Genomic DNA, 22,306 nt, shown 5'->3' with positions numbered 1-22,306 from the left:
CAGTATAAATTATTAATTATTTAAAATTTCAAAACAATGAAAAAATTCTATTCATTATTGGCAGTAATCGCTGTTTCTGCAACCGTATCTGCACAAGCTTTTACAGCAACTTATTCGTTTGACGGAACTCCGCCTGCAACCGTGGCTGCGACAACGGGTTCTAACTTCACTGCTTCTGCCTTTACGCAGTCTGGTTACACAGCTACAACTACAGGAAACAGATTTGCCTGGAGTGACGCGCCAACAGCTAATACTCCAAGTGCTTCTAAGTATCTTGAAGTTACTGTAACGCCTGCTTCGGGTTATTATTTAGACGTTTCTTCAGTTACTTTCCGTGTACAAAGATCGGGGACTGGTCCAAGATACTATGCGGTAAGATCAAGTGTTGACGGTTATACAGCTAATCTTCCTGCCAGCGTAGTTCCTGCTAACCAGGAATTGGAAGTAGTACCAACTAACCAGTTTCATTATGTGAATGACATCAGTACAGGTCAGGACGGTTCTACTGTTCAGCCAGCGGTAGTAGATCAGGCTGGTCCGGTGACTTTCCGTTTCTACTTCTACGGTGCTGAGGCATCTGGAGGTACTTTCAGTGTTGATGATGTGGTAATCACAGGTAATGTAGATACTACAGTTTTAGCTGTTGGCGATGCAACTGCTTCTAAAGCATCATTAGTTAAAAACACTGTGGTAGCCAATAACATCATTTTCAATGTAAAATCTGATGTACAGATCGTAAACATGAACGGACAGGTTGTAAAAACCGCTTCTGTAAATGAAAATACATCACTTGATGTTGCTTCATTACCAAAAGGTACTTATGTTGTGACTGGCGTTGTAAACGGTAAGTCAGCTTCACAGAAAATTATCAAAAAGTAATTTAAAATTACTGTTAAACTTTAATACTTCCTCGGTTGAGGAAGTATTTTTTTGTAATTTTGGGCTAGAAATAAATTTTTAATACAATGAAAAAAATCTTTACTATTTTAGGATTAGCGGCATTCACTGCGGTTGCTACTGCACAAGTGAATTTGGTGCCAAACCCTGGTTTTGAAAACTGGGCTGACGGTAAACCTACAGACTGGTTTATCCCGACAGGAGTGACTATGGTGCAATCTACTACTGCTCATTCAGGACAATTTTCTGCAGGTCTTCCTTCACCGGCAACTGGAAACAGAACAATGAGCCCTACCGCTGATATTCCGGTAACACAGGGTCAGACTTATGTATTCTCTGGTTGGTATTTGGATAACACGCCTAATGCGCGTTTCAGATACTGGGGACAGTTCAGAACTGCAACAGCAGATACAGGTTCAAACAATTTGCAGGGTGCAGATTATTCTACAGATTCTCCAGCTTGGGTTTTCTTCACAGCAGAAGCACAGCCAAACCCAACATCAACTCTTTTAAGAGCTGGTTTGAGAGTTTATCCTGAGAACAACCAGGGTGACGGTGTAATTCTTTTCGATGACGTGATGGTTTATGACAAAGCTACAATGGCCGTTACAGACGTGAAAGCATTCGATAAAGAAGTGAAAATGAACACCGTGGTAGGTAACGAATTGAGAATTATCCTTCCTGGCAGAGCTACTGTGAACATCTACTCCGCAGAAGGACGATTGGTAAGCTCTAACCGTGTAAACAGCGGCGAGGGTATCAACACCTCTTCTATGGCGAAAGGTAACTATGTAGTGACTGTAGATAACGGTTCTGCAAAAGTGAGCAGAAAAGTTATTAAGAACTAAGAATACTTTTTTCAATACATTGCATGCCGCTTTTTTTAATGAAAGCGGCATTTTTAATTAAATTTTGCGCCTACCGTATCCGCAGTACCGCTTCAAAAAAATATTATCTTTGCTGACATGCAAGACAACCAAGACAAAAGGCTTTTCCTGATCGATGCATATGCGATGATCTTCCGTGGCTATTACGCCTTGATCCGTACGCCAAGGATGACCAGCGACGGGCGGGATACCTCTGCAATCTTCGGCTTTACCAACTCTTTGATAGAACTTATACGGCGGGAGAAACCATCGCACCTCGCGGTTGTTTTTGATGTAGGCCAGGCCAGTGTGCGTACCGTAGATTTTGCCGAGTATAAAGCCAACCGGAATGAAACGCCGGAAGCTATCCAGCTGGCAATCCCATACATTCACCGCATCCTTCAGGCGATGCATGTCCCGATCCTGGGTGTCGAAGGTTATGAAGCCGACGATGTAATCGGAACCATTGCCTGCAAGGCCGAAAAAGAAGGATACACCACATTCATGGTAACGCCCGATAAAGATTTTGCACAGCTTGTCACAGATAAAATCAAAATTTACAAACCGGGTCTCAAAGGTGCCGAATTCACCATCCTCGGTGTAGATGAAGTAAAGGAAAAATACGAAATCGAAGATCCTAAACAGGTAATAGATTTTCTCGCAATGATGGGTGATTCCGTGGATAATATTCCCGGTTTAGACGGCGTCGGCGAGAAAACCGCTAAAAAATTCCTTAAAGAATACGGAAGTCTTGAAAACCTTTTGGCAAACACGCATGAGATCAAAGGTAAACTGCGTGAAAAAGTAGAGGCGAGCGCCGAGCGCGGAATCCTTTCAAAAAAACTGGCCACAATCATCTGCGACGCTCCGCTGGAGTTCCACCAGGAACAGTACGACCTCGAGACACCCGATTGGGAAAAAGTAAAGGAAGTTTTTGATGAAGTGGAATTCCGCAGACTATATGAAAATCTCTACCGGGCTTTTGCCACGCCTACAGAAAATGTTCAGAATGTTCAAAAACCTTCTTCAGCACCCGCCGGAAGTTCCTTGCAGCTAGATCTTTTTGCCAATTTTGAAGAACTCGATCATGCAACGCGCACAAAATCTACCTTTGAGGACAACGACGTTCTTTATCAGTACATTGATCTTCCAAAAGCCCAGAAGACACTAGCCTGGAACTTAATGTCGCAACCCGCAGTCGCTTTTGATACGGAAACCACTTCACTTGATGAAATGGAGGCCGAACTTGTGGGCATCAGTTTCTCGTACCGCAAAGGTCTGGCATATTACATTCCGCTTTCCGCAGATCTGGAAGAGGCTAAAGCGACTATTGAAATCTTCAGGCCATTTTTCGAAAAGCAGAATGTCATTAAGATCGCTCATAACTTAAAATTCGATTACAAAGTCCTGAAGCGCTACGGCGTGGACATGCAAGGCGCAATGTTCGACACCATGATCGCACATTACCTGCTGAATCCTGATGGGCGGCACGTAATGGATTATCTTTCAGAGGTTTATTTGAATTACAAACCTGTTGCCATTGAAACTTTAATAGGAAAGAAAGGTAAAAACCAGATTACGTTGCGCGATCTTCCCGTAGAAGAGCAAACAAATTACGCCGCTGAAGATGCCGATATCACTTTCCAGTTATACACTGTTTTTGCGCCTCAACTTCAGAAAGAGAACCTCGAAGATTTGTTTTATAAGGTTGAGATGCCGCTGATGCAGGTTTTGGCCAAAATGGAGCTCGAAGGTGTAGCGTTGGATAAAGAATGGCTCGAACAGGAAAGCACGGATCTTGAAACAGACCTGCGTGATCTTGAAAGGAAGATTTTCGAGATGGCAGATGTAGAATTTAATGTGAATTCACCACGACAGCTCGGTGAGATCCTCTTTGAAAAACTGCAGCTGGATCCGAAAGCAAAAAAGACTAAAACCGGTCAGTATGCCACGTCCGAGGATATTTTGCAGAAACTTTCGGCAAAGCACGATATTATCAAATACATTCTTGAATACAGAACTTACCAAAAACTAAAATCGACTTATGTCGATGCGCTTCCGCTGCAGATCGACAAAAATGATAACCGCGTTCATACGAGTTTCTCGCAAACTACGGCAGCCACAGGCCGCCTGGCTTCGGTAAATCCGAATTTACAGAATATCCCGATCCGAACAGTGCGTGGACAGCAGATTCGCGGCGCGTTTGTCGCGGCGCCAGGGCACAAAATTATTTCTGCAGATTATTCACAGATCGAACTTCGCCTTATTGCGGAGATTTCGAATGAAGAAAATATGATTGAAGCCTTCCAGAATGGTGAAGATATCCACGCGTCCACCGCCGCCAGGCTGTTTGATATTCCATTGGAGGAAGTCTCAAAAGTTCAGCGCGGGCAAGCTAAGACGGTGAATTTCGGAATTCTTTACGGCCAGGGCGCTTTTGGTTTGGCAGAGCAGACCGGCCTTTCGAGGGCAGAAGCGAAGCAGATGATTGAGGCATATTTTCAAACCTATCCAAGACTCAAAAAATACATGGCCGAGCAGGTGGAAAAAGCCCGTGAAATAGGTTATGTAGAGACCATTTTGAAACGCAAACGCCATCTGAAAGACATCAATTCCGGAAATTTTGTGGTGAAAGCACATGCAGAGCGGAATGCTGTGAATGCCCCAATACAGGGAAGTGCCGCGGATGTGATCAAACTTGCGATGATCAATATCGATAAAAAACTGACGGAATTAAATTTAAAGACAAAAATGCTGCTCCAGGTGCATGACGAACTTCTTTTTGAAGCGCCGGATGACGAAATCGAGGTTGCCACATCACTTATAAAATCTGAAATGGAATCTGCGATTGAAACTAAAGTTCCAATGTTGGTGGAAGTGGGTGTGGGCGAAAACTGGCTCGAGGCTCATTAAATCTTAACCATAAAACTCAGATTATGAAAACTGTAATTTTCTACGAAAACCGTGCAGATGCGACTATGGAACAGTTCATGGAGGTTTATCCGCGTCATCAGGAAAATGAGGAGAAATTTGTGAAAGCCGGAAAAGTTCTGGGCATCGGTCCGTTTTCGGTCCCGGGTGAAGGCGCGATGGGCATTTTTGTGGACCGCGAGTCGGCAGAAGATTTTGTGAAGAACGATCCGTTCGTGCAGGAAGGCCTTGTCGCTAAAGTGACGATGCGCGAATGGCACGATGAACTGCTATAGCCAATGAGATTTCTGATCATCATCCCAACGCACAACGAGGAAAAAAATATCATTTTTTGTCTTAAATCTTTGAAAGACCAGGCTTTTAAGGATTTTGAGGTGATCGTCGTCAACGATGGCTCTACGGATAATACACAAAATTTAGTTGAGGATTTTATACTGAATGATTCGCGATTTAAAATTTTGAATCTGAAAACGTCAGCACACGAACCTGGTGCAAAGGTGGTCCGGACTTTTTATAAAGGCTTACAGACAGCTCATTTGGATAACGTTGACATCATCTGTAAATTTGATGCCGACATTATTTTTCCAAATAATTACCTCGAAGAATTGAATGCAGTTTACGTCGCCGATCCGAAAGTGGGAATGGTGTCCGGAATCGTAAAAATCAGTAAAAAAGTATTCGAAAAGTCGCTGGCTTTCGACTTTAACGACGAAAAAAAGCAGTGGATTTTCGAAGATATCTCCTCTAAAACGCACGTACGCGGACCCATAAAGTCTTATCGGAAAGAATGTTTTAATGAGATGGATGGCCTCAGAACTGTTCTTGGCTGGGATAACATTGATGTTATGCTCGCAAAAAAAGCGGGTTTCCGGACCGTCACGCTCAAGGATTTGTGGGTGAAACATCTTCGGCCCACCGCCTTTAAATATAAAAATCAGAAGGCTGAAAAACTTGGCGAATATTTTTACAATATTGGTTTGAATTTACCTTTAGCCATAGTTTCATCGGCAAAATCTTCACTGAAAAACCAGTCGGTTTCCGAGTTTTTTATAACGATAAATTCTTTCCTGAAACAAAATGAACCCAGACAGCTTGCAGCAGAGGAAGTGAAATTTATCCGGAATCTGCGCTGGAAACAAATGTTTAGAAAAAAGTAATTATGAAATATTTATTTGGAATTTTGGCCCTCATGATTTCAGTGTTCGTAGCGGCACAGAAATCGGTGGATCTGATTATACACAACGCAAAAATCTACACTGTAAACCAAAAATTTGACGTTGCTGAAGCGATGGCCGTGTCGAATGGTAAAATAGTTTCCGTCGGGACAAATAGATCTGTACTTAAAGATTTTAAAGCTAAAAACATTCAGGACCTTCAGGGGAAATCTGTGTTTCCGGGCTTTATTGATGCACATTGCCATTTCACCGGATACGCCACAGACAAATGGAAGTGTGAACTTTGGGGCACAAAATCCTGGGATGAAATCATTTCTAAAATGACCGAATATGCCAAAACAGCCCCGACGGAATGGCTTTATGGCCGCAGTTGGGACCAAAATGACTGGCCGGTAAAGGAGTTTCCAAATAAAAGCAGACTCGACCAATTGTTCCCGGACCGACCGGTTTATCTGAAAAGAGTGGACGGGCACGCGGCTGTAGCCAATCAAAAAGCCTTGGATATTGCGGGAATTACCACGGCTACGACGGTTGCCGGCGGCGAAATTGAAAAAATCAATGGAAAACTCACTGGCATCCTGATTGATAATGCGATGCTGCTTGTGGAGAAATACATTCCGGAGATCAGTGACGACATGGCGATCGGATATTTTGCTGATTTGCAGAAGGTTTGTTTCTCGTACGGGCTTACCTCGCTGCACGACTGCGGCATTACACCACACACATTTTCACTGCTAGAAAAGGCGCAGGACCAAAAGATTCTCGATATGAAAATTTTCGCGCTGCTGGAAGATAATCCTGCCACGTATGACGAGTGGATCAGGAAAGGTCGTTTCACGAACGGCAATATAACATTCGGCGGCTACAAAGTATTTTCTGACGGCGCACTGGGGTCTCGTGGCGCATGTTTGCTGCACGACTACGCTGACAAGAAAGATTGGAAAGGTTTTATGCTCCGCGACCCGGAACAATTCCGTTATTTAGCTAAAAGACTGAAAAACAGCGACCTGCAAATGTGTACGCACGCAATAGGTGACTCCGCGAACCGAACCATCCTGAAAATCTATGGCGAAACGCTCGGAATAAAAAGCGATAGAAGATGGCGGATCGAGCATGCACAGATCGTACAGGAACCGGATTTTGAACTGTTTGGAAAATATGGAATCATTCCGTCTGTTCAGCCTACCCACGCTACTTCTGACATGTATTGGGCGGAGCAGCGCATCGGTAAGGAGCGTCTGAAACATTCTTACGCGTACCAGAAATTGCTTCAGCAAAACGGTTGGCTGCCTCTCGGAACTGATTTTCCGGTGGAAGAAATTAATCCTATCAAAACATTCTATGCGGCTGTTGCCCGCAAAGATGCCAAACATTTTCCACCAAACGGTTTTCAGAAGGAGAATGCATTGACGCGCGAACAGGCCCTGCGCGGAATGACAATTTGGGCCGCAAAGGCTGGTTTCCAGGAAAATGAAGTTGGAAGTTTGGAAGTGGGTAAGGCGGCTGATTTCGTGGTGCTGAACCAGGATTTGATGAGAGCTGAAGAAGATGACATTCTGCAGTCTAAGGTTTTGGAAACCTTCTCGAACGGTAAAAAAGTGCATTAAAAATTGGAAAGAATCGCTTACATCGAGCTCGATACGCACGCGGAAATTGCGGGCAACTTTATGGAGTTGATGAAAGATTCCGAACAGTTTTCGGTGGATTATTATTTCAGTCCGAAAATCTTTAAGCAAATTGGGACCAATTCTCAGCGAGCTTTTGAGATTCGACCTGAGGACCTTTTGGCAGTATTAAAGGATGAAAAATACGCTCTTGTAATTATCGGCACTGTCCATCGGTATTTCGATTTGTTTTTTAAGGTCACGGCACATTTCAATACGTCCGTAATCATTCATAACCTTAATTTCACAAAGATTTCAAGTCTTCAGCTGCTGGAAAATGTCTTTAAAAAAGACTTTACATACCGATTAAAACTTTTGCTCAAAGAAGATTTATTGTCTGCGCCAAAAGTATTTGAGAAGGCCGCAAATCTTTTGGTTTTGGATGAATCTTTACTCAAGACAAATCCTCGATCTAAATTGAATTCTTTGCCGGTTTTCTTTTTGAATGAATACGAAAGTGAAAGAAACTCAAATATTACGGTCGTGATTCCGGGAGCAGTTTCTCAGGAACGCCGGAACTACCGTCGTCTTTTGGAGCGCATTAAAACCTTCAGCGGAGAAAGGCATTTTCAGTTTGTTTTTTTAGGGAAAGCCGCCGGAAAGGAACTTCAGTGGCTAAAGGATTTTGAAAAGGACAAACTTCAGAATATTTCCTTAAAGTATTTCACGGAAAAAGTTCCGCAGCAGCTGTTCGATGAATGGATGCAAAGAGCTGAGATTTTATGGTGTCCGTTGCAGCCTGAAACCGAATTTTTTAGCCAAAAAGAATATTACGGGATAACCAAGTTGAGCGGAAATTTGGGTGACGCCATCAAATATGGAAAAATCGCTATTTTTCCCTCCGACTATCCAAATTCAAATCGATTTATCATCCCCGAACATGAAAATGTGGAAGACCAGCTTTATACTTTAACAAAAGTCACCGCGTACGATTTTAAGGAAAAATATGCAAAAGAAAAGGTGTTGAAAACTTTGGAAGAAACGCTCCGGAAATTTCTTTAAAACCTGAATAAACTTTTCAGAAAGTTGCGGTTAATATATTCTTCGATTGGGAATATTTTCAGGAAATAATTGCCTACAAAAAACATCACGAGTACGATTCCGGGTTTGTAGAATAAATTCAGCAGACTTTTTTCGAAATCAGGTAACAGTACTGAGACAGTAATGCCTAAGGTTCCGATAATGAGTGCGTAAATCATTTCAATCGTCAAAGGAAAGACACCGAATTTTATGTAATTAAATACAATTTTCGCAATATTGAACAGTGTGAGTGAAATGGCAGTGGCAATGGCAATTCCGAAAAGTTCTAGATTGGTGTTTTTGAGGAAATAAATGTTTAATGAAACGGTAGTCAGCGCCAAAAACAGCATCACGACAATATTAAAACGGTAGTATTTCGAAAGCGAGATGATATGGCCATTGAAGCCGGTCGCTAAATCAAAGAGCATCGCAAATCCCAAAACCCAGATCACAGGTTCAGACTGGCGCAGCAGTTCCCCGTTTTTGATGAAATGCGTCAGGTACGGAAATCCGACAAGTACGCAGGAAAGCAGGACGAAACCCAAAAAGAACAGAACTAAGGACGATTTCTTGTGCAGCCTATCAAGTTCTTCAAATTCATTATTTGCAATATGTCTGTTGATAATCGGGGCCGAAATACTGTACAAGCCCATGGCCGGCACGGTGATGAGTGAAATGATGGAGTAGAGCGTGTTGTAAACCCCGTTGGGTTCAAAACCGAGGAATTCACCGATCATCACGCTGTCTATACGCACCGCAATGAAATTTCCGATGTTGCCCAGAAATCCGTAGAAACTGTAATTCAGCACATCTTTCCAAAGGCCGTCTTTTTTAATGTAATCTGTTGAAAAATCGGGTTTCAGCTTCTCTAGACGGTTTGCATAATAGATGTAGCCGAAAAGTCCCACCACAAACATTCCGATAAAAAAGAGATATGCGGCCTTTTCGGGTAAACCGATGAAGAAGAACAGGCAAAAAGCGCCGAGATTGGCAATTTTGGGCAGTAAATTTTCAAATATATTCGGAATTACAATCCGCTTGAAATTTGAAAGGTATTTATTGAAAACCGTGCTGAATGCAAGAACCAGAATCAAAGGAAGAATAAGTCTTTTCATCTGCCACATCTCGGTATTCCGAAGTTCGGGGAAAAGGAAATTTACCGCGACGTAACCTAAAACAAAGAGGCTGAAATTAAATATGATACCCAGCAACGAAAGCGAAAGAAAATTTTGGTGTTTGCCGTCGTCGTGCGTTTTCGTGAAAAATTTCACGTTCGAAAATGAAAGGCCGAAAACTACGATGGGCAGAAGCATTTCAGCAGTAGGCAAAACGTAGCGGAGTTTACCGTAAAACTCCATGTCATGCGGAAACACGAAAATGGCCGAAAAAGTTCCGAGTAGGAATCCGAGATAACCGATAACCGAATATTTGAATCCCTGTCGCGCGACCACACTCATCCGCTTAAATTTTTTAGGTTTGGCAATAGCTGAGTTCCGCGAATCGAAACTGTTCTTCTTGTTAAGCGGACAAAGATAATAAAATATGTTAAAGTAATGTTAAAATGGTGTTCGTGAACGGCTCATTTTTCTTTAAAGATTGCATTTAGGCTACCTTTAGCAATCAATTTTTTACTATGAAAAAAATATTGCTTGTCGCAGCTGCGGCTCTCTTTACATCATGTGCATCGGTTAAGAATTCCGAAAAACAACCGTTTACCTGGGAAGGCGCGAATGTATATTTTCTGCTGACCGACCGTTTCGCAAACGGAGATAAATCTAACGATGTGAATTTTGGCCGAACCGGAAAACCTGCTGTTCTTCGCGGTTTCGAAGGTGGCGATCTGCGCGGTATCATTCAGAAAATTGATGAAAATTACTTTACGGATTTAGGCATAAATGCAATTTGGATGACGCCCGTTGTGGAGCAGATCCATGGCGCGACAGATGAAGGAACGGGCAAAACCTATGGTTTCCACGGCTATTGGACGAAAGACTGGACGGCGCTTGATCCCAATTTCGGTACAGAAGCTGACCTGAAAGAACTAGTAGAAAAAGCGCATGCAAAAGGCATCAGAATAGTTTTAGACGCGGTGATCAATCATACCGGACCTGTGACGCCGCTCGATACCGTTTACCCGAACTCCTGGGTAAGAACTTCGCCGCAATGCCAATACAACAGTTATGAAAGCACCACTGCGTGTACATTAGTTGCGAACTTGCCGGATATTTTAACAGAGTCCGACGCGCCGGCAGAATTGCCACAAATGCTGGTTGATAAATGGAAAGCCGAAGGACGGTATGAAGCTGAAATGAGTTCGCTGAATGACTTTTTCACGCGAACAGGCTTCCCGAAAGCGCCCAAATATTACATCATGAAATGGCTTGCTGATTATGTGGAAGAATATGGAATCGATGGATACCGCGTTGATACAGTGAAACATACGAATGAGGATGTGTGGAAAGAATTTCAGCAGGTTTGTCAGCAGGCGTTCGATATTTACAAGACCAAAAATCCTGCGAATGTTCTTGATAAAAATCTGTTTTTCACCGTAGGTGAGGTTTACGGTTATGGAATTTCGCAAAAACAAAATTATGATTTTGGCGACAAAAAGGTCAATTATTACCAGAATGGTTTTAAGTCTCTGATCAATTTTGATTTTAAAGGTGACGCGAATAAACCATACGAAGAACTTTTCTCCTCTTACTCGAAAATGCTGAATGCAGACCTGAACGGCAAAACGGTGATGAATTATCTTACGTCACATGATGACGGTTCGCCTTTCGATAAAGACAGAAAAAGAACATTTGAAGCAGGCACAAAACTGCTTCTTGCACCAGGTATTTCGCAGGTTTACTATGGCGACGAAACCGCGAGAGATCTTACGATTGAGGGAGCGACCGGTGATGCCACGCTTCGCAGCAATATGAACTGGAGCGACATACGCTACAAACCTGCGACGGCAAAGTTGCTGTCGCACTATCAAAAATTAGGAAAATTCCGTGCAAATCATCCTGCGGTTGGCGCCGGAGTACATCAGATGATTTCGGACAAACCTTATTGGTTCTCGCGGGAATTTCAGAATGACAAGGTGGTGATCGGCCTGGAACTTCCGAACGGACTTAAAACAGTGAATGTTACCGGAATCTTTGAAAATGGTGCAAAACTTCGCGATGCTTATTCAGGAAAGACTGTGAAAGTGCAGAACGGCACGGTAATGTTCGAGACCGAATTTTCAACGGTACTTTTAGAAAAAATTTAAATATTTAAATGAAGAAAATCCTCCAGATATTCGTTTTGCTGATGGCGACATGTGTTTTCGCACAGAAAATTCCCAAAACAAGCAAAACCGAGTTTTCAAAAGAATCATTAGCTCAGAAAATTACCTCCCTGAACGGAAAGAAGATTACTGTGGCAGATGTAATTAAAAAGCATGAAGGCAAGATCCTGATCATCGATTTCTGGGCGAGCTGGTGTCAGGACTGTATTCTCGCGTTGCCGGAAACGAAAAAACTTAAAGAAAACAACCCGGAGATTGAGTTTGTTTATTTTTCACTCGACCGCTCGCATGCGCAATGGGAAAAAGGTCTGACGAAATATGGAATCGATGCGGAGGAAAATTACTGGTTTGATGAAGGCTGGAAGAACAGTTTTAATGATTTCATTGAACTCAACTGGGTTCCGAGGTTTATCGTGGTGGACCAAAACGGTAAGATTGCCAATTATTATGCGGTCAGCCCCGCAGATTCGGAAATGCGCGAAACGATTGAAAAACTCAAATCAAAAACCAATTAAATAAAAGGAGCATTCAGATAATCGTTCAGCGGTTTGATGCTTTTAAAAACCTTGGTAAAATCCGGGGCGGCAGTCTCAGACATCAGTGCTTCGTCTGAAATGGGATGAATCACATTGAAGCTTTTCAGTTTTAAAAATTCTGCCATTGGGTGGTCTTTATCATAACCGGCAGGCACGCGTTTCAGTTTATCTTCCACACTTAGCCCACGGAAATTATTCCGGAATTCATTCTGGTTTAATATCGCCAAAAATTCTTCCTGATTGACTGCTATTTCTGCGCGGATTTGTTTTAATACTGCACTTTCAGGATGGTAAACACCGCCGGCCAGAAAAGATTTCTGCGGTTCGATATGCAGATAATATCCGGAAATCCGGTTGCCTTTTCCCATGCCAAGACTCGCACCAAAATTGGTTTTGTATGGTGTTTTGTCTAATGAAAACCTGGTGTCACGGTAAATCCGGAACATCGCTTTTTTGGCATCCAGTTTTTGGATCTCGGCATCAAACTTACCGGTTTCTTCGATGAGTAACTCTACAAATTCAGCCACGTTAGCCTGCGCCGCGAGATACCGATCTTTATTTTCGGAAAACCATTCGCGGTTATTGTTTTTATTTAAATCTTTTAGAAACTGTAGGGTGGAATTGCTGACTGAAACTGACATCGAAATTGAATTTAAAAACAAATTTAATGTTTAAAGCTCACTTTACACTCAAAATAGTGCTTTAACAAAAGTTTAATGAATCGAGCTATTTTTTATCAATTCAAAAAAGACTATCTTTGCAGAATATTTAATATACTTAATGAATTTATTTACGGAAACCAATTTAAGTCCTGAAATCTTGAAGGCAATTGGCGAACTGGGCTTCGAAAGTCCCACAGAAATCCAAAAACAGACCATTCCATTTATCTCTACAGATATTCGCGATCTTATCGCACTTGCGCAGACTGGGACGGGCAAAACAGCAGCTTTTTCGCTTCCGATTTTGGATATGATTGACGAGGGTAGTCGCAAAATCCAATTTTTGGTGCTTTGTCCGACAAGAGAACTGTGTCTTCAGATTACAAAAGACATTAAAAATTATTCAAAATACATGCAAAACATCAAAACCACAGCGGTTTATGGTGGCAGCAGTATTATGGATCAGATCCGCTCTCTTCGTGATAAACCACAGATCATTGTGGGAACTCCGGGACGTGTGATTGACATGATTAACCGCAAGGCACTTGACTTCTCTGAAGTTCAGTGGGTTGTGCTTGATGAGGCCGATGAGATGCTTTCAATGGGTTTCAAAGACGATTTGGAAACCATCTTAAGCGAGACGCCAGATACAAAACAGACTTATCTGTTCTCGGCAACGATGAACAAGGAAGTAGAAAGAATTTCGAAGAACTATCTTACCACGCCGCACCGTATCTCGGTAGGTTCTATCAATGAGGTGAAGAAAAACATCAAGCACGAATATTATGTGGTAGGTTACCGACATAAGAAGGAAGCTTTGAAACGTTTGATCGACGCAAATCCTAATCAGTATTCTATCCTTTTCTGCCGTACACGTATGGAAACGCAGGAAGTTGCTGACTTTTTGATGCAGAACGGTTATGCTGCCGATGCCCTTCACGGTGATCTTTCACAGGCACAGCGTGACACAGTGATGAAAAAATTCAGACTGAAAAACATCGATATCCTTGTAGCGACTGATGTTGCTGCACGTGGACTTGATGTAAATTCACTTACCCACGTTATCCATTATTCTTTGCCGGATGATCCTGAAGTTTTCGTTCACCGAAGCGGAAGAACCGGTAGAGCAGGGAAGGACGGAATTTCAATGGCGTTGATTAAGCCTGAAGAGCAGCGCAAGCTTAAGCAGATCAAATCTTCCACAAAAATTGACATTCAGGAGAAAAAAATCCCGACCGGTGAGGCGATCATCAAATCGCAGGTGGCCGGAGTTTTCGAAGCTTTATTCACGGTTCATGAAGAGTTCTTCACGTTTGATGACGCTTTGATCCCGGATTTGTCTGAATTTTCTAAAGAAGAGTTGGTACACAAGCTTCTTCAGCTCCAACTTCGCGACGTGGCAATGTTCTACAAAGACAAAAATGACCTAGCGGACCAGAAATTCAACGCTGACGATCGCGGGGGAGACAGTCGAAGAGACCGTGACCGTGGTCGGGACCGTGACCGAGGAAGAGACCGTGACCGTGGTGACCGCAGGGAATTCAGCCGTGACGGTGGTAGAGACAGAGACCGCAAGCCGCGCAGAAACAGTGGCGACATGGTGAGATTCTTCTTTAATTTGGGTAAAAAAGACCAGCTGAAAAAGATGGATATGCTTGAAATCATCAATAAGTCAACGGCAAAATCCAAGAAGCGTCCGGACATCGGCGATATCGAGATCCTGGAGAAATTTTCATTCTTTGAAGTAGAAAAATCGTTTAAAGATGAGGTTTTGAGAGGTATGCAGTCTCAGAAATTCAAAGGAAAAGAGATGCGCGCAGAGATAGCGGGCTAATCTTAGACTATACATTTTAAAAATCAGTTTTGTTCATTCAAAGCTGATTTTTTTTGTTATTCTGCAAATAGCGTTTTTGCTAATATGAATAAAAGTTAATATAAAAAGCGCTTTGTTTGCGACCTTTTTCGGAAATTTGCACCATAGAATTTAAAACGAAAAATTATGGGAATCGGTAACATTTTTAAAGCCTTCCAACCTAAAGACAAAGTGTTTTTTGTACTGTTTGAACGCGTTGCAGACACCTTGGTAGACATGTCTAAAGAGTTTCACGAAGGTCTGCTCGACTTTGACATCAATGATGACACCATGTTGACAAACATGAGTGACTACGAACACAAAATGGATGATATCACCCATGAAATTTTCGTTCAGCTTGGCGAAAACTTCATCACACCGTTTGACCGTGAAGACATCAGTCATTTGGCGAGTGGTTTAGATGATATTGCAGATTACATTTATGCATCTGCGAAGTACATTTATCTTTACAAGGCACCGCTTGATCCCGCTTACACAGAGTTCAGTCTTCTCATTTACAAATCCTGTATGGAGATCAAAACCGCAATGGAAAACCTGAAAGATTTCAAAAACGGCAAAGCGGTAAAAGAGTCTTCCATTAAAATTAATTCGTATGAAAACATCGCGGATGACGTACTTAGCCAGGCTATCGTAAGACTTTTTGAAACGAACGACGCCATCAATATCATCAAGGTGAAATCTGTGCTCGAATATCTGGAAATCGTGACAGACAAAGCCGAAGATGTGGCCAACACGATGGACAGTATTGTAATAAAATACGCTTAATCTGTTTCGCAATCTTTATATAGTGTAGAATGGATTTACCAGTATTATTAATAGTCATAATCGTCCTCGCGCTGATCTTTGACTATATCAACGGATTTCATGACGCGGCAAACTCTATCGCTACGATAGTTTCTACTAAGGTACTTACGCCGTTTCAGGCTGTACTTTGGGCTGCTGTATGGAATTTTGCCGCTTTTTTCGTCGCGATGTATATCATTGGCGAATTTAAAATCGGAAACACGATAGCAAAAACCGTCAATGAGGATTTCATCAATCTTGAAGTCATATTTTCCGGTTTGATCGCGGCCATCGCCTGGAACCTGCTTACATGGTGGTTCGGGATTCCCTCGTCATCGTCGCACACGCTCATTGGCGGATTCTTAGGAGCTGCTTTGATGCACGCTTTCGCGATGGATTATCACCAGGTAGTGCTTGCTCATCCAGATTTCACACTTTGGCAAAAAATAAAAGCGGCGCTTACCGAACTTATGACCCAGAATGTGGTGAAGCTTGAGAAAGTGATCCCTATTTTCCTTTTCATCTTCATGGCACCGTTCATTGGGATGCTCGTTTCGATTGTGATTACGCTAATCATCGTTTTCTTCGCAAGGAACAGCAACCCGCGCAAGGCCGATGGTCAGTTCAAGAAATGGCAGCTTGTTTCTTCAGCGCTGTTCAGTTTGGGTCACGGCCTGAATGACGCGCAAAAAGTAATGGGAATTATCGGTGCAGCCGTGATCTATTATCACGTTAGCATGATTGGCGGAACAGATGTATATGCTACGATGCCTTCTGCGGAGCGCTTCGCGCACTTTACCACCGACTATATGTGGGTACCGTTCGTATCCTTCCTTGCGATAGGTCTGGGAACTATGAGTGGTGGCTGGAAGATTGTGAAGACAATGGGGACGAAAATTACCAAAGTAACGCCGCTTGAAGGGGTAAGTGCTGAGTCTGCAGGGGCAATCACGCTGTTCCTTACCGACCATCTAGGAATTCCCGTTTCCACGACGCACACCATTACCGGTGCAATCATTGGGGTAGGGCTTACAAAAAGGGTTTCGGCAGTACGTTGGGGAATTACCGTGAGTCTGCTTTGGGCATGGATACTTACGATCCCGATTTCAGCGATTGTTGCAGGTGTCACCTATATGCTCGTAACTTATTTTACTTAAATTTTTTAAGGATTTTAATATCACTAAAACCACCGTCATGGTGGTTTTTTTGTGCCTTGGGAAGTCGAAAGCTTTTTTAAAATCGTATTTTTGTTCAAATACTATTTACCTATGCATTTTTTAGAAGAATATCAGGATATCGTCTCCAAAGCTATCGAGCGCTATACCTTCAAAGATAAGCCAGCGGAACTGTATGAACCGATGAATTATATCATTTCACACGGTGGCAAAAGATTGAGACCTATCATGGTGCTGATGGCCAATGATATGTTCGGTGGCGATATGAAGAAAGCCATAAAGCCCGCGCTCGCAATCGAGTTCTTTCACAATTTTACGCTGATTCACGATGATATCATGGACGAGGCACCCCTTCGACGAAATATGCCGACGATCCATACGCTGCACGGCATCAATACCGGCATCCTGTCGGGTGATGCACTGCTGATGAAGTCATACAAGTTTTTCGAAGATCTGGAGCCGGAACTTTACAAAGCCTGCGTGCGCGTTTTCACGCATACCGGTTTGCTGCTCTGCGAAGGTCAGCAGTACGACATAAATTTCGAGACTTTGGGTGACGTGACTTTCAATGATTATATCCGGATGATTACGTACAAAACCGGTGTCTTAAGTGCGTCATCTTTTGAAATCGGAGCTTTGATCGCCGGAGCTGACTTCAAAGCGGCAAAAGCGATATTTAATTTTGGTAAAAACGTGGGGATCGCCTTCCAGATCATGGATGATTATCTTGATGTATTCGGTGACCAGGAGCAATTTGGTAAGAAACACGCCGGCGATATCTACGAAAACAAGAAAACCGTACTTTACCTTTTGGCAAGGGAGCACGGAACCGAAGAAGAGCGCAAAGAGCTTGATTTTTGGTATTCTAAAAAAACAGACAACGTCGATAAGGTATACAGTGTTGAGAAAATTTTCCGCCGCACGAAAGTAGACGAAAAAACATTGCTGCTGATCCAGAAATACAACGAAATCGCGCAGGGTTACCTGAACCAAATCGATGTTCCGGACGAAAAAAAGAAGCCGTTCATTGAACTGGCAAATTATCTTTTGCGTCGAGACAGCTAAATATTAGTTATAATCAAAACTGTTAATTCTAATGAAATTTAGGACTGAAGTTGAATTACCGGTTTCAGAGGTGAAGATTGGCGTTGAAGACCGGCTCTTTTCGATGGGTTCATGTTTCGCGAGCGAGCTGTCTGCTTTGCTTTCAAAAGGTCAGCTTCAAACGCTGAACAATCCTTTCGGAACGCTTTTCAACCCGTTTTCGATAAATCAGGCCTTAAAAAAGCTTCACAAATCTGAGTTTTATACCGAAGAAGACCTGATAAAGTACAATGATGAGATCATCTCGCTCGATCACCACAGCGAGTTCAATTCGCGGTTTCTGCATCAGACATTAGACAAAATCAACAAAAAAATCGAGGCCGGAAATCAGTTCCTGCAGTCTTCAAAATGGGTCATTATCACGTACGGAAGTTCATTTATTTACGAATTTCTGCCGAAGAATAAACTTGTCGCCAACTGTCATAAGATTCCGGCGAAACATTTCGAAAAAAGGTTGCTCACCCAAAACGAGATTTCAGAAAGCATCACGGAGACCATAAAAGTCCTGAAAGACATCTGCACACCGGGTGTTCAGCTACTTTTTACAGTCTCGCCGGTTCGGCATACCAAAGATGGCCTCACCGAAAATTTGCTGAGCAAATCGAAGGTCATCACTGCTCTGCACGAGGTGATTCCGCAGTTTGAGAACTGCAGTTATCTGCCGGTTTACGAGATAATGATAGATGATTTACGCGATTACCGCTTTTATAAAGAAGACCTAATTCATCCTAATTCGCAGGCGATACACTACATTTGGGAAAAGTTTGGCGCGGCCTATTTCGGTGATGAAACCCGTGCTTTTGTGGAAGAAAATTTTAAGATTGCCCAGGCATTAGCGCATAAACCTTCTGATGATAAAAGCCCGAAACATCAGGAGTTTATGGAGAAAATCGAACAAAGAATCGCTGCGCAGCGCTCCAAAGTGAAGCATAAGATATTTTAGATTGATTTGGCAGCTTATCCGCCTTCCACTCCCGCTTTTTTGTTCCGCTTCGCTGAACAAAAAGAGCTCCGTTCAAGTCGGGCTGCATTTAAAACCATAAACAAATTATGATAGATACCCACACCCATCTATATTCCGATGAATTTTCAGATGACCGTCATGAAATGATTGAGAGGGCGCTCCACAAAGGCGTTTCAAAATTTTATCTTCCGGCCATAGATTCTACTACACATGAAAAAATGCTTGATCTGGAAAGCCAGTACCCGGAGCGCATGTTTGCGATGATGGGCCTTCATCCGTGCTCGGTTCAGCCCGAATCCTGGGAAAATGAACTGAAAACCGTGGAAAAATATCTGAACGAAAGGAGTTTTCCCGCTATTGGTGAGATCGGGATTGACCTTTATTGGGATAAATCTACTTTAGATATCCAGATCAAAGCATTCGAAAAGCAGATCGATTGGGCCATTGAACGGGATCTGCCGATTGTAATCCACACGCGCGAAAGTTTTGATGAGGTTTTTGAAGTACTCGAAAGAAAAAAACATCCGAAACTTCGGGGAATCTTTCACTGCTTTTCCGGAAATCTGGAGCAGGCCAAACATGCCGTTGAATTAGGGTTTTTACTGGGGATTGGCGGCGTTGTAACATTTAAAAACGGAAAGATTGATCAGTTTCTGCATGAAATTCCATTGGATAAAATCGTCCTCGAAACCGATTCACCTTACCTCGCACCGGTTCCGCACCGCGGCAAGCGTAATGAAAGTTCTTACCTTGAGCTGGTGGCGGGCAAATTGGTTGATATCTATAAAGTAGATTTTGCGGAAATTGACCGAATCACCACTGAAAATGCTGAAAGTTTGTTTTTGTGATGAGGGGTCGAACGGTTTACAACTGGAAACTTGCCGCTGCAGTGCTTTTGTACAGCCTAGTTGTTCTTCTCCCTTCACTGAGGATATTTCTTAAGTTAGATTTGCCAAATTTATACCTGACATACTTATTATTATCCGTTGGCGTCTTTCTTAGTATCCGCTGGATAGCTAATCTGAAAATCAGAACTGAGGCTTTTTGGCTCATTTTCATTACGATGACCATCGCAGTAGTTTGCTTTGCTTATCCTATAGTAAGTCTGCGCAAAAATCCCGGTTCTACGGGTGATGACGCTTTTATTTTAGCAGCGCAGTCTTTCCTGAGCGGTGGTACTTTGTATGATGTTTCAATAAGTCCGAAAGAACCGATAAGTCCTGGGCCGGCGTGGGTCATTTTTAATTCACCGTTCGTGCTGTTTAATGCTTACTGGCTTTTTGGCGCTAGTTATATAAGTTTAGCCGTGGGATTTTTAAGAAAAACGAAAGGCAATCATTTTGCCAGTGTTTTCTGTCTCCTTTTTACGTCCTCTATGGTCTTTGTGGAACTTCTGATTAACGGGCATGACCTGCTTCCTCTTTCGGCGGCGCTGTTTGCCGTACATCTCTTGATTTCATACTATTTGAGAAGGGACATGAATTTTCTCTTGCTAATTTTCATCTCCATTTTGCTTGGTGTTGTAGCTTCATCCAGAATAATTTTTGGGTTTCTGCCTTTGATGTATTTTTTGCTGCTGAGAAAATCTCACTTTAAAAGTTCACTGATTTTATTGGTTATTTCGTCATCCGTTTATTGTTTTTTCAATATTTTCTACTATCTGGTAAATGATTATTTTCAACCGATTCACCTCATTTCAAAAGCGTTCAATATGTTTGGTGGGATTTATTTATTGCTGCTCTTTCTTGCTGTCCTTGTTGGTCTGTTCGTAATCTACAAAAGGGTAGAAGTTGAAAAATACGCACTTAATCTTAGTGTTTTAGCAGTGCTGCTGCTTCTCACGCTGCCGCTTGCATATGCAGATCTTGTTCAAACTGAATTTGATTTTAGGAGTTGGGAAGGAGCGAATTATCTTATTATACCTCTGCCATTTTTGGTCTTCGAGTTTATAAATTACATTGAAAGCAAATTTCAAATTGAAAAACTGACTAAAAATTAAAAACCCTGATGAGTTAAGGTTCACCAGGGCAGTATATAAAATTGAGAGGTTTTTGACTGATCTATTTATTTCTCGAAAAATTGCTCTTGTTCTTTGGCTTTTTGTAGCCGATATTTTCTTTTGCCTGCGGTTTTGGGCGCGGTGTGAAAGGTTTGTTGTTCGAATCCCGCTTTTCTGCCACAAGATTATCGGTGTGGAAAGGATGATCTTTTTCAACCGGGATTTTCTTCCCGATCAGTTTCTCCGTGCTTTTCAGGTTTAATAGGTCCAAGCCATCAACAAATGAGATCGAGCTGCCGTCTGCACCTGCTCTGCCAGTTCTGCCAATTCGGTGAACATAAGTTTCAGATACGTCAGAAAGTTCAAAATTCACCACATATTTCAGTTCGTCAATATCAATCCCGCGTGCTGCAATATCTGTAGCGACCAAAATCCGTGTTTTGCCGGATTTGAAATTATTAAGTGCGTTCTGCCGCTGATTCTGGGATTTGTTACCGTGAATGGCTTCAGCGGAGATCTTATGCGACTGAAGTTTACGTGCTATTTTGTCGGCTCCGTGTTTCGTTCTCGAAAATACGAGTACTGAATCTGAAATGTCGTTTTTCAGGATGTGGGTCAGCAAGTCTAGCTTGTTTTCCTTTTCTACAAAATATACCTTTTGCTGTATGGTGTCGGCAGTTGCAGAAACCGGCGCAACTTCCACTTTTACGGGATTGGTAAGCATCGAATTGGCAAGTTTGCTGATCTCATCCGGAAAAGTAGCCGAGAAAAACAGGGTTTGTCTTTTCGGCGGTAAAAGTTTGATAATCCGCTTCACATCGTGTACGAAACCCATATCGAGCATACGGTCAGCTTCATCAAGAACGAAAATTTCAAGATGTTTTAGCGAGATGATGCCTTGTGAAATGAAATCGAGCAATCTTCCAGGAGTAGCTACCAGGATATCTACTCCGCGTTTTAGTGAAGTTTCCTGTGCGCCCTGCTTCACACCACCGAAAACCACGAGGTTTCTCAGGCGCAAATGTCGGCCGTACGCATTGAAACTCTCCTCAATTTGGATGGCGAGCTCGCGCGTTGGCGTCAGAATTAAGGCTTTGATATTGTTGTTCCGAAGGTCTTTCTCGGTAAGGTTCTGCAAAATAGGGATTGCAAATGCGGCGGTTTTTCCGGTTCCGGTTTGTGCGGTTCCCAGGAGATCGCGACCCTGTAAAATGCTTGGGATTGCTTTCGCCTGAATGGGCGTCGGCTGCGTGTAACCTTCCTCCTGAAGCGCTTTGGCGATAGGATCAATAAGGTTTAAATCGTTGAAGTTCAAATGAATTGTTTTTTGATTAAATTAAAAATGACAGTGTCATTCTTTAAGTAATGAAGCGAGTGAATGAA

19 protein-coding genes are annotated in these 22,306 nt (G+C 42.6%); 16 read left to right on the top strand and 3 right to left on the bottom strand.

The genetic code is table 11. From position 1 onward, the window contains the following. The first annotated feature begins 36 nt into the window (after window positions 1-36). From H9628_RS08530 to H9628_RS08500, 7 genes are all read left to right on the top strand, one after another. Window positions 37-879, top strand: a complete 843-nt coding sequence (locus H9628_RS08530; RefSeq protein ID WP_251833702.1) for a T9SS type A sorting domain-containing protein — start codon at window positions 37-39, stop codon at window positions 877-879. Between the two features lie 86 nt (window positions 880-965). Next, window positions 966-1,745 (top strand): T9SS type A sorting domain-containing protein, encoded by a 780-nt coding sequence (locus H9628_RS08525; protein ID WP_251833701.1) that lies wholly within the window; start codon window positions 966-968, stop codon window positions 1,743-1,745. A 117-nt stretch (window positions 1,746-1,862) separates the two neighbouring features. Further along, on the top strand, window positions 1,863-4,676 hold the full coding sequence (gene polA / locus H9628_RS08520; RefSeq protein ID WP_251833700.1) for a DNA polymerase I: 2,814 nt from the start codon (window positions 1,863-1,865) through the stop codon (window positions 4,674-4,676). Window positions 4,677-4,699: 23 nt separating this feature from the next. After that, window positions 4,700-4,969, top strand: a complete 270-nt coding sequence (locus H9628_RS08515; protein WP_251833699.1) for a YciI family protein — start codon at window positions 4,700-4,702, stop codon at window positions 4,967-4,969. Between the two features lie 3 nt (window positions 4,970-4,972). Then, complete coding sequence (locus H9628_RS08510; protein ID WP_251833698.1) at window positions 4,973-5,851, top strand: glycosyltransferase family 2 protein; 879 nt, start codon at window positions 4,973-4,975, stop codon at window positions 5,849-5,851. Between the two features lie 2 nt (window positions 5,852-5,853). Further along, entirely contained in the window at window positions 5,854-7,476 is a 1,623-nt protein-coding gene (locus H9628_RS08505) for an amidohydrolase (protein WP_251833697.1), read from the top strand. Between the two features lie 3 nt (window positions 7,477-7,479). Next, entirely contained in the window at window positions 7,480-8,535 is a 1,056-nt protein-coding gene (locus tag H9628_RS08500; RefSeq protein WP_251833696.1) for a hypothetical protein, read from the top strand. Here H9628_RS08500 and H9628_RS08495 read toward each other — a convergent pair. Next, the gene (locus tag H9628_RS08495) at window positions 8,532-10,010 is read right to left on the bottom strand and encodes a lipopolysaccharide biosynthesis protein (RefSeq protein WP_251833695.1); all 1,479 of its coding nucleotides are present in this window, start codon (window positions 10,008-10,010) and stop codon (window positions 8,532-8,534) included. The two genes, H9628_RS08500 and H9628_RS08495, sit on opposite strands and share 4 nt — an antisense overlap. A 176-nt stretch (window positions 10,011-10,186) precedes the next feature. Between H9628_RS08495 and H9628_RS08490 the strand changes: the two genes are divergently transcribed. Both H9628_RS08490 and H9628_RS08485 read left to right on the top strand, forming a co-directional pair. Beyond that, a complete protein-coding gene (locus tag H9628_RS08490) occupies window positions 10,187-11,812 on the top strand; it encodes an alpha-amylase family glycosyl hydrolase (RefSeq protein WP_251833694.1) in 1,626 nt (541 codons plus the stop codon). Between the two features lie 8 nt (window positions 11,813-11,820). Next, on the top strand, window positions 11,821-12,345 hold the full coding sequence (locus tag H9628_RS08485; protein ID WP_251833693.1) for a TlpA family protein disulfide reductase: 525 nt from the start codon (window positions 11,821-11,823) through the stop codon (window positions 12,343-12,345). Here H9628_RS08485 and H9628_RS08480 read toward each other — a convergent pair. Continuing rightward, on the bottom strand, window positions 12,342-13,007 hold the full coding sequence (locus tag H9628_RS08480; RefSeq protein ID WP_251833692.1) for a DUF2461 domain-containing protein: 666 nt from the start codon (window positions 13,005-13,007) through the stop codon (window positions 12,342-12,344). The genes H9628_RS08485 and H9628_RS08480 overlap by 4 nt on opposite strands. Before the next feature lie 139 nt (window positions 13,008-13,146). Between H9628_RS08480 and H9628_RS08475 the strand changes: the two genes are divergently transcribed. The 7 genes from H9628_RS08475 to H9628_RS08445 all read left to right on the top strand — a co-directional run bounded on the left by H9628_RS08475 (window position 13,147) and on the right by H9628_RS08445 (window position 20,923). Then, complete coding sequence (locus tag H9628_RS08475) at window positions 13,147-14,859, top strand: DEAD/DEAH box helicase (protein WP_251833691.1); 1,713 nt, start codon at window positions 13,147-13,149, stop codon at window positions 14,857-14,859. Between the two features lie 165 nt (window positions 14,860-15,024). Beyond that, a complete protein-coding gene (locus H9628_RS08470) occupies window positions 15,025-15,663 on the top strand; it encodes a DUF47 domain-containing protein (RefSeq protein WP_251833690.1) in 639 nt (212 codons plus the stop codon). Between the two features lie 29 nt (window positions 15,664-15,692). Beyond that, window positions 15,693-16,838 carry an inorganic phosphate transporter gene (locus tag H9628_RS08465; RefSeq protein ID WP_251833689.1) on the top strand — a complete coding sequence of 382 codons (1,146 nt, stop codon included), beginning with the start codon at window positions 15,693-15,695 and terminating at the stop codon, window positions 16,836-16,838. Between the two features lie 111 nt (window positions 16,839-16,949). Next, a complete protein-coding gene (locus H9628_RS08460; RefSeq protein WP_251833688.1) occupies window positions 16,950-17,921 on the top strand; it encodes a polyprenyl synthetase family protein in 972 nt (323 codons plus the stop codon). A 31-nt stretch (window positions 17,922-17,952) separates the two neighbouring features. Beyond that, window positions 17,953-18,903 carry a GSCFA domain-containing protein gene (locus H9628_RS08455; RefSeq protein WP_251833687.1) on the top strand — a complete coding sequence of 317 codons (951 nt, stop codon included), beginning with the start codon at window positions 17,953-17,955 and terminating at the stop codon, window positions 18,901-18,903. A 107-nt stretch (window positions 18,904-19,010) separates the two neighbouring features. Then, window positions 19,011-19,772 carry a TatD family hydrolase gene (locus tag H9628_RS08450; RefSeq protein ID WP_251833686.1) on the top strand — a complete coding sequence of 254 codons (762 nt, stop codon included), beginning with the start codon at window positions 19,011-19,013 and terminating at the stop codon, window positions 19,770-19,772. A 215-nt stretch (window positions 19,773-19,987) separates the two neighbouring features. Beyond that, the gene (locus H9628_RS08445; protein ID WP_251833685.1) at window positions 19,988-20,923 is read left to right on the top strand and encodes a hypothetical protein; all 936 of its coding nucleotides are present in this window, start codon (window positions 19,988-19,990) and stop codon (window positions 20,921-20,923) included. Between the two features lie 61 nt (window positions 20,924-20,984). On the opposite strand, the gene H9628_RS08440 is transcribed toward H9628_RS08445, so the two are convergent. After that, a complete protein-coding gene (locus H9628_RS08440) occupies window positions 20,985-22,238 on the bottom strand; it encodes a DEAD/DEAH box helicase (protein WP_251833684.1) in 1,254 nt (417 codons plus the stop codon). Window positions 22,239-22,306: the final 68 nt, after the last annotated feature.

This window comes from Kaistella pullorum (assembly GCF_014837035.1).
Lineage (GTDB): Bacteria > Bacteroidota > Bacteroidia > Flavobacteriales > Weeksellaceae > Kaistella > Kaistella rhinocerotis.
This window is presented reverse-complemented; position numbering and strand designations above follow the sequence as displayed.

Coding starts and splice junctions, on each gene's coding strand:
- H9628_RS08530 (WP_251833702.1), top strand. CDS start 37: ATGAAAAAATTCTATTCATTATTGGCAGTAATCGCTGTTTCTGCAACC.
- H9628_RS08525 (WP_251833701.1), top strand. CDS start 966: ATGAAAAAAATCTTTACTATTTTAGGATTAGCGGCATTCACTGCGGTT.
- polA (WP_251833700.1), top strand. CDS start 1,863: ATGCAAGACAACCAAGACAAAAGGCTTTTCCTGATCGATGCATATGCG.
- H9628_RS08515 (WP_251833699.1), top strand. CDS start 4,700: ATGAAAACTGTAATTTTCTACGAAAACCGTGCAGATGCGACTATGGAA.
- H9628_RS08510 (WP_251833698.1), top strand. CDS start 4,973: ATGAGATTTCTGATCATCATCCCAACGCACAACGAGGAAAAAAATATC.
- H9628_RS08505 (WP_251833697.1), top strand. CDS start 5,854: ATGAAATATTTATTTGGAATTTTGGCCCTCATGATTTCAGTGTTCGTA.
- H9628_RS08495 (WP_251833695.1), bottom strand. CDS start 10,010: ATGAGTGTGGTCGCGCGACAGGGATTCAAATATTCGGTTATCGGTTAT.
- H9628_RS08490 (WP_251833694.1), top strand. CDS start 10,187: ATGAAAAAAATATTGCTTGTCGCAGCTGCGGCTCTCTTTACATCATGT.
- H9628_RS08485 (WP_251833693.1), top strand. CDS start 11,821: ATGAAGAAAATCCTCCAGATATTCGTTTTGCTGATGGCGACATGTGTT.
- H9628_RS08480 (WP_251833692.1), bottom strand. CDS start 13,007: ATGTCAGTTTCAGTCAGCAATTCCACCCTACAGTTTCTAAAAGATTTA.
- H9628_RS08475 (WP_251833691.1), top strand. CDS start 13,147: ATGAATTTATTTACGGAAACCAATTTAAGTCCTGAAATCTTGAAGGCA.
- H9628_RS08470 (WP_251833690.1), top strand. CDS start 15,025: ATGGGAATCGGTAACATTTTTAAAGCCTTCCAACCTAAAGACAAAGTG.
- H9628_RS08465 (WP_251833689.1), top strand. CDS start 15,693: ATGGATTTACCAGTATTATTAATAGTCATAATCGTCCTCGCGCTGATC.
- H9628_RS08460 (WP_251833688.1), top strand. CDS start 16,950: ATGCATTTTTTAGAAGAATATCAGGATATCGTCTCCAAAGCTATCGAG.
- H9628_RS08455 (WP_251833687.1), top strand. CDS start 17,953: ATGAAATTTAGGACTGAAGTTGAATTACCGGTTTCAGAGGTGAAGATT.
- H9628_RS08450 (WP_251833686.1), top strand. CDS start 19,011: ATGATAGATACCCACACCCATCTATATTCCGATGAATTTTCAGATGAC.
- H9628_RS08445 (WP_251833685.1), top strand. CDS start 19,988: ATGACCATCGCAGTAGTTTGCTTTGCTTATCCTATAGTAAGTCTGCGC.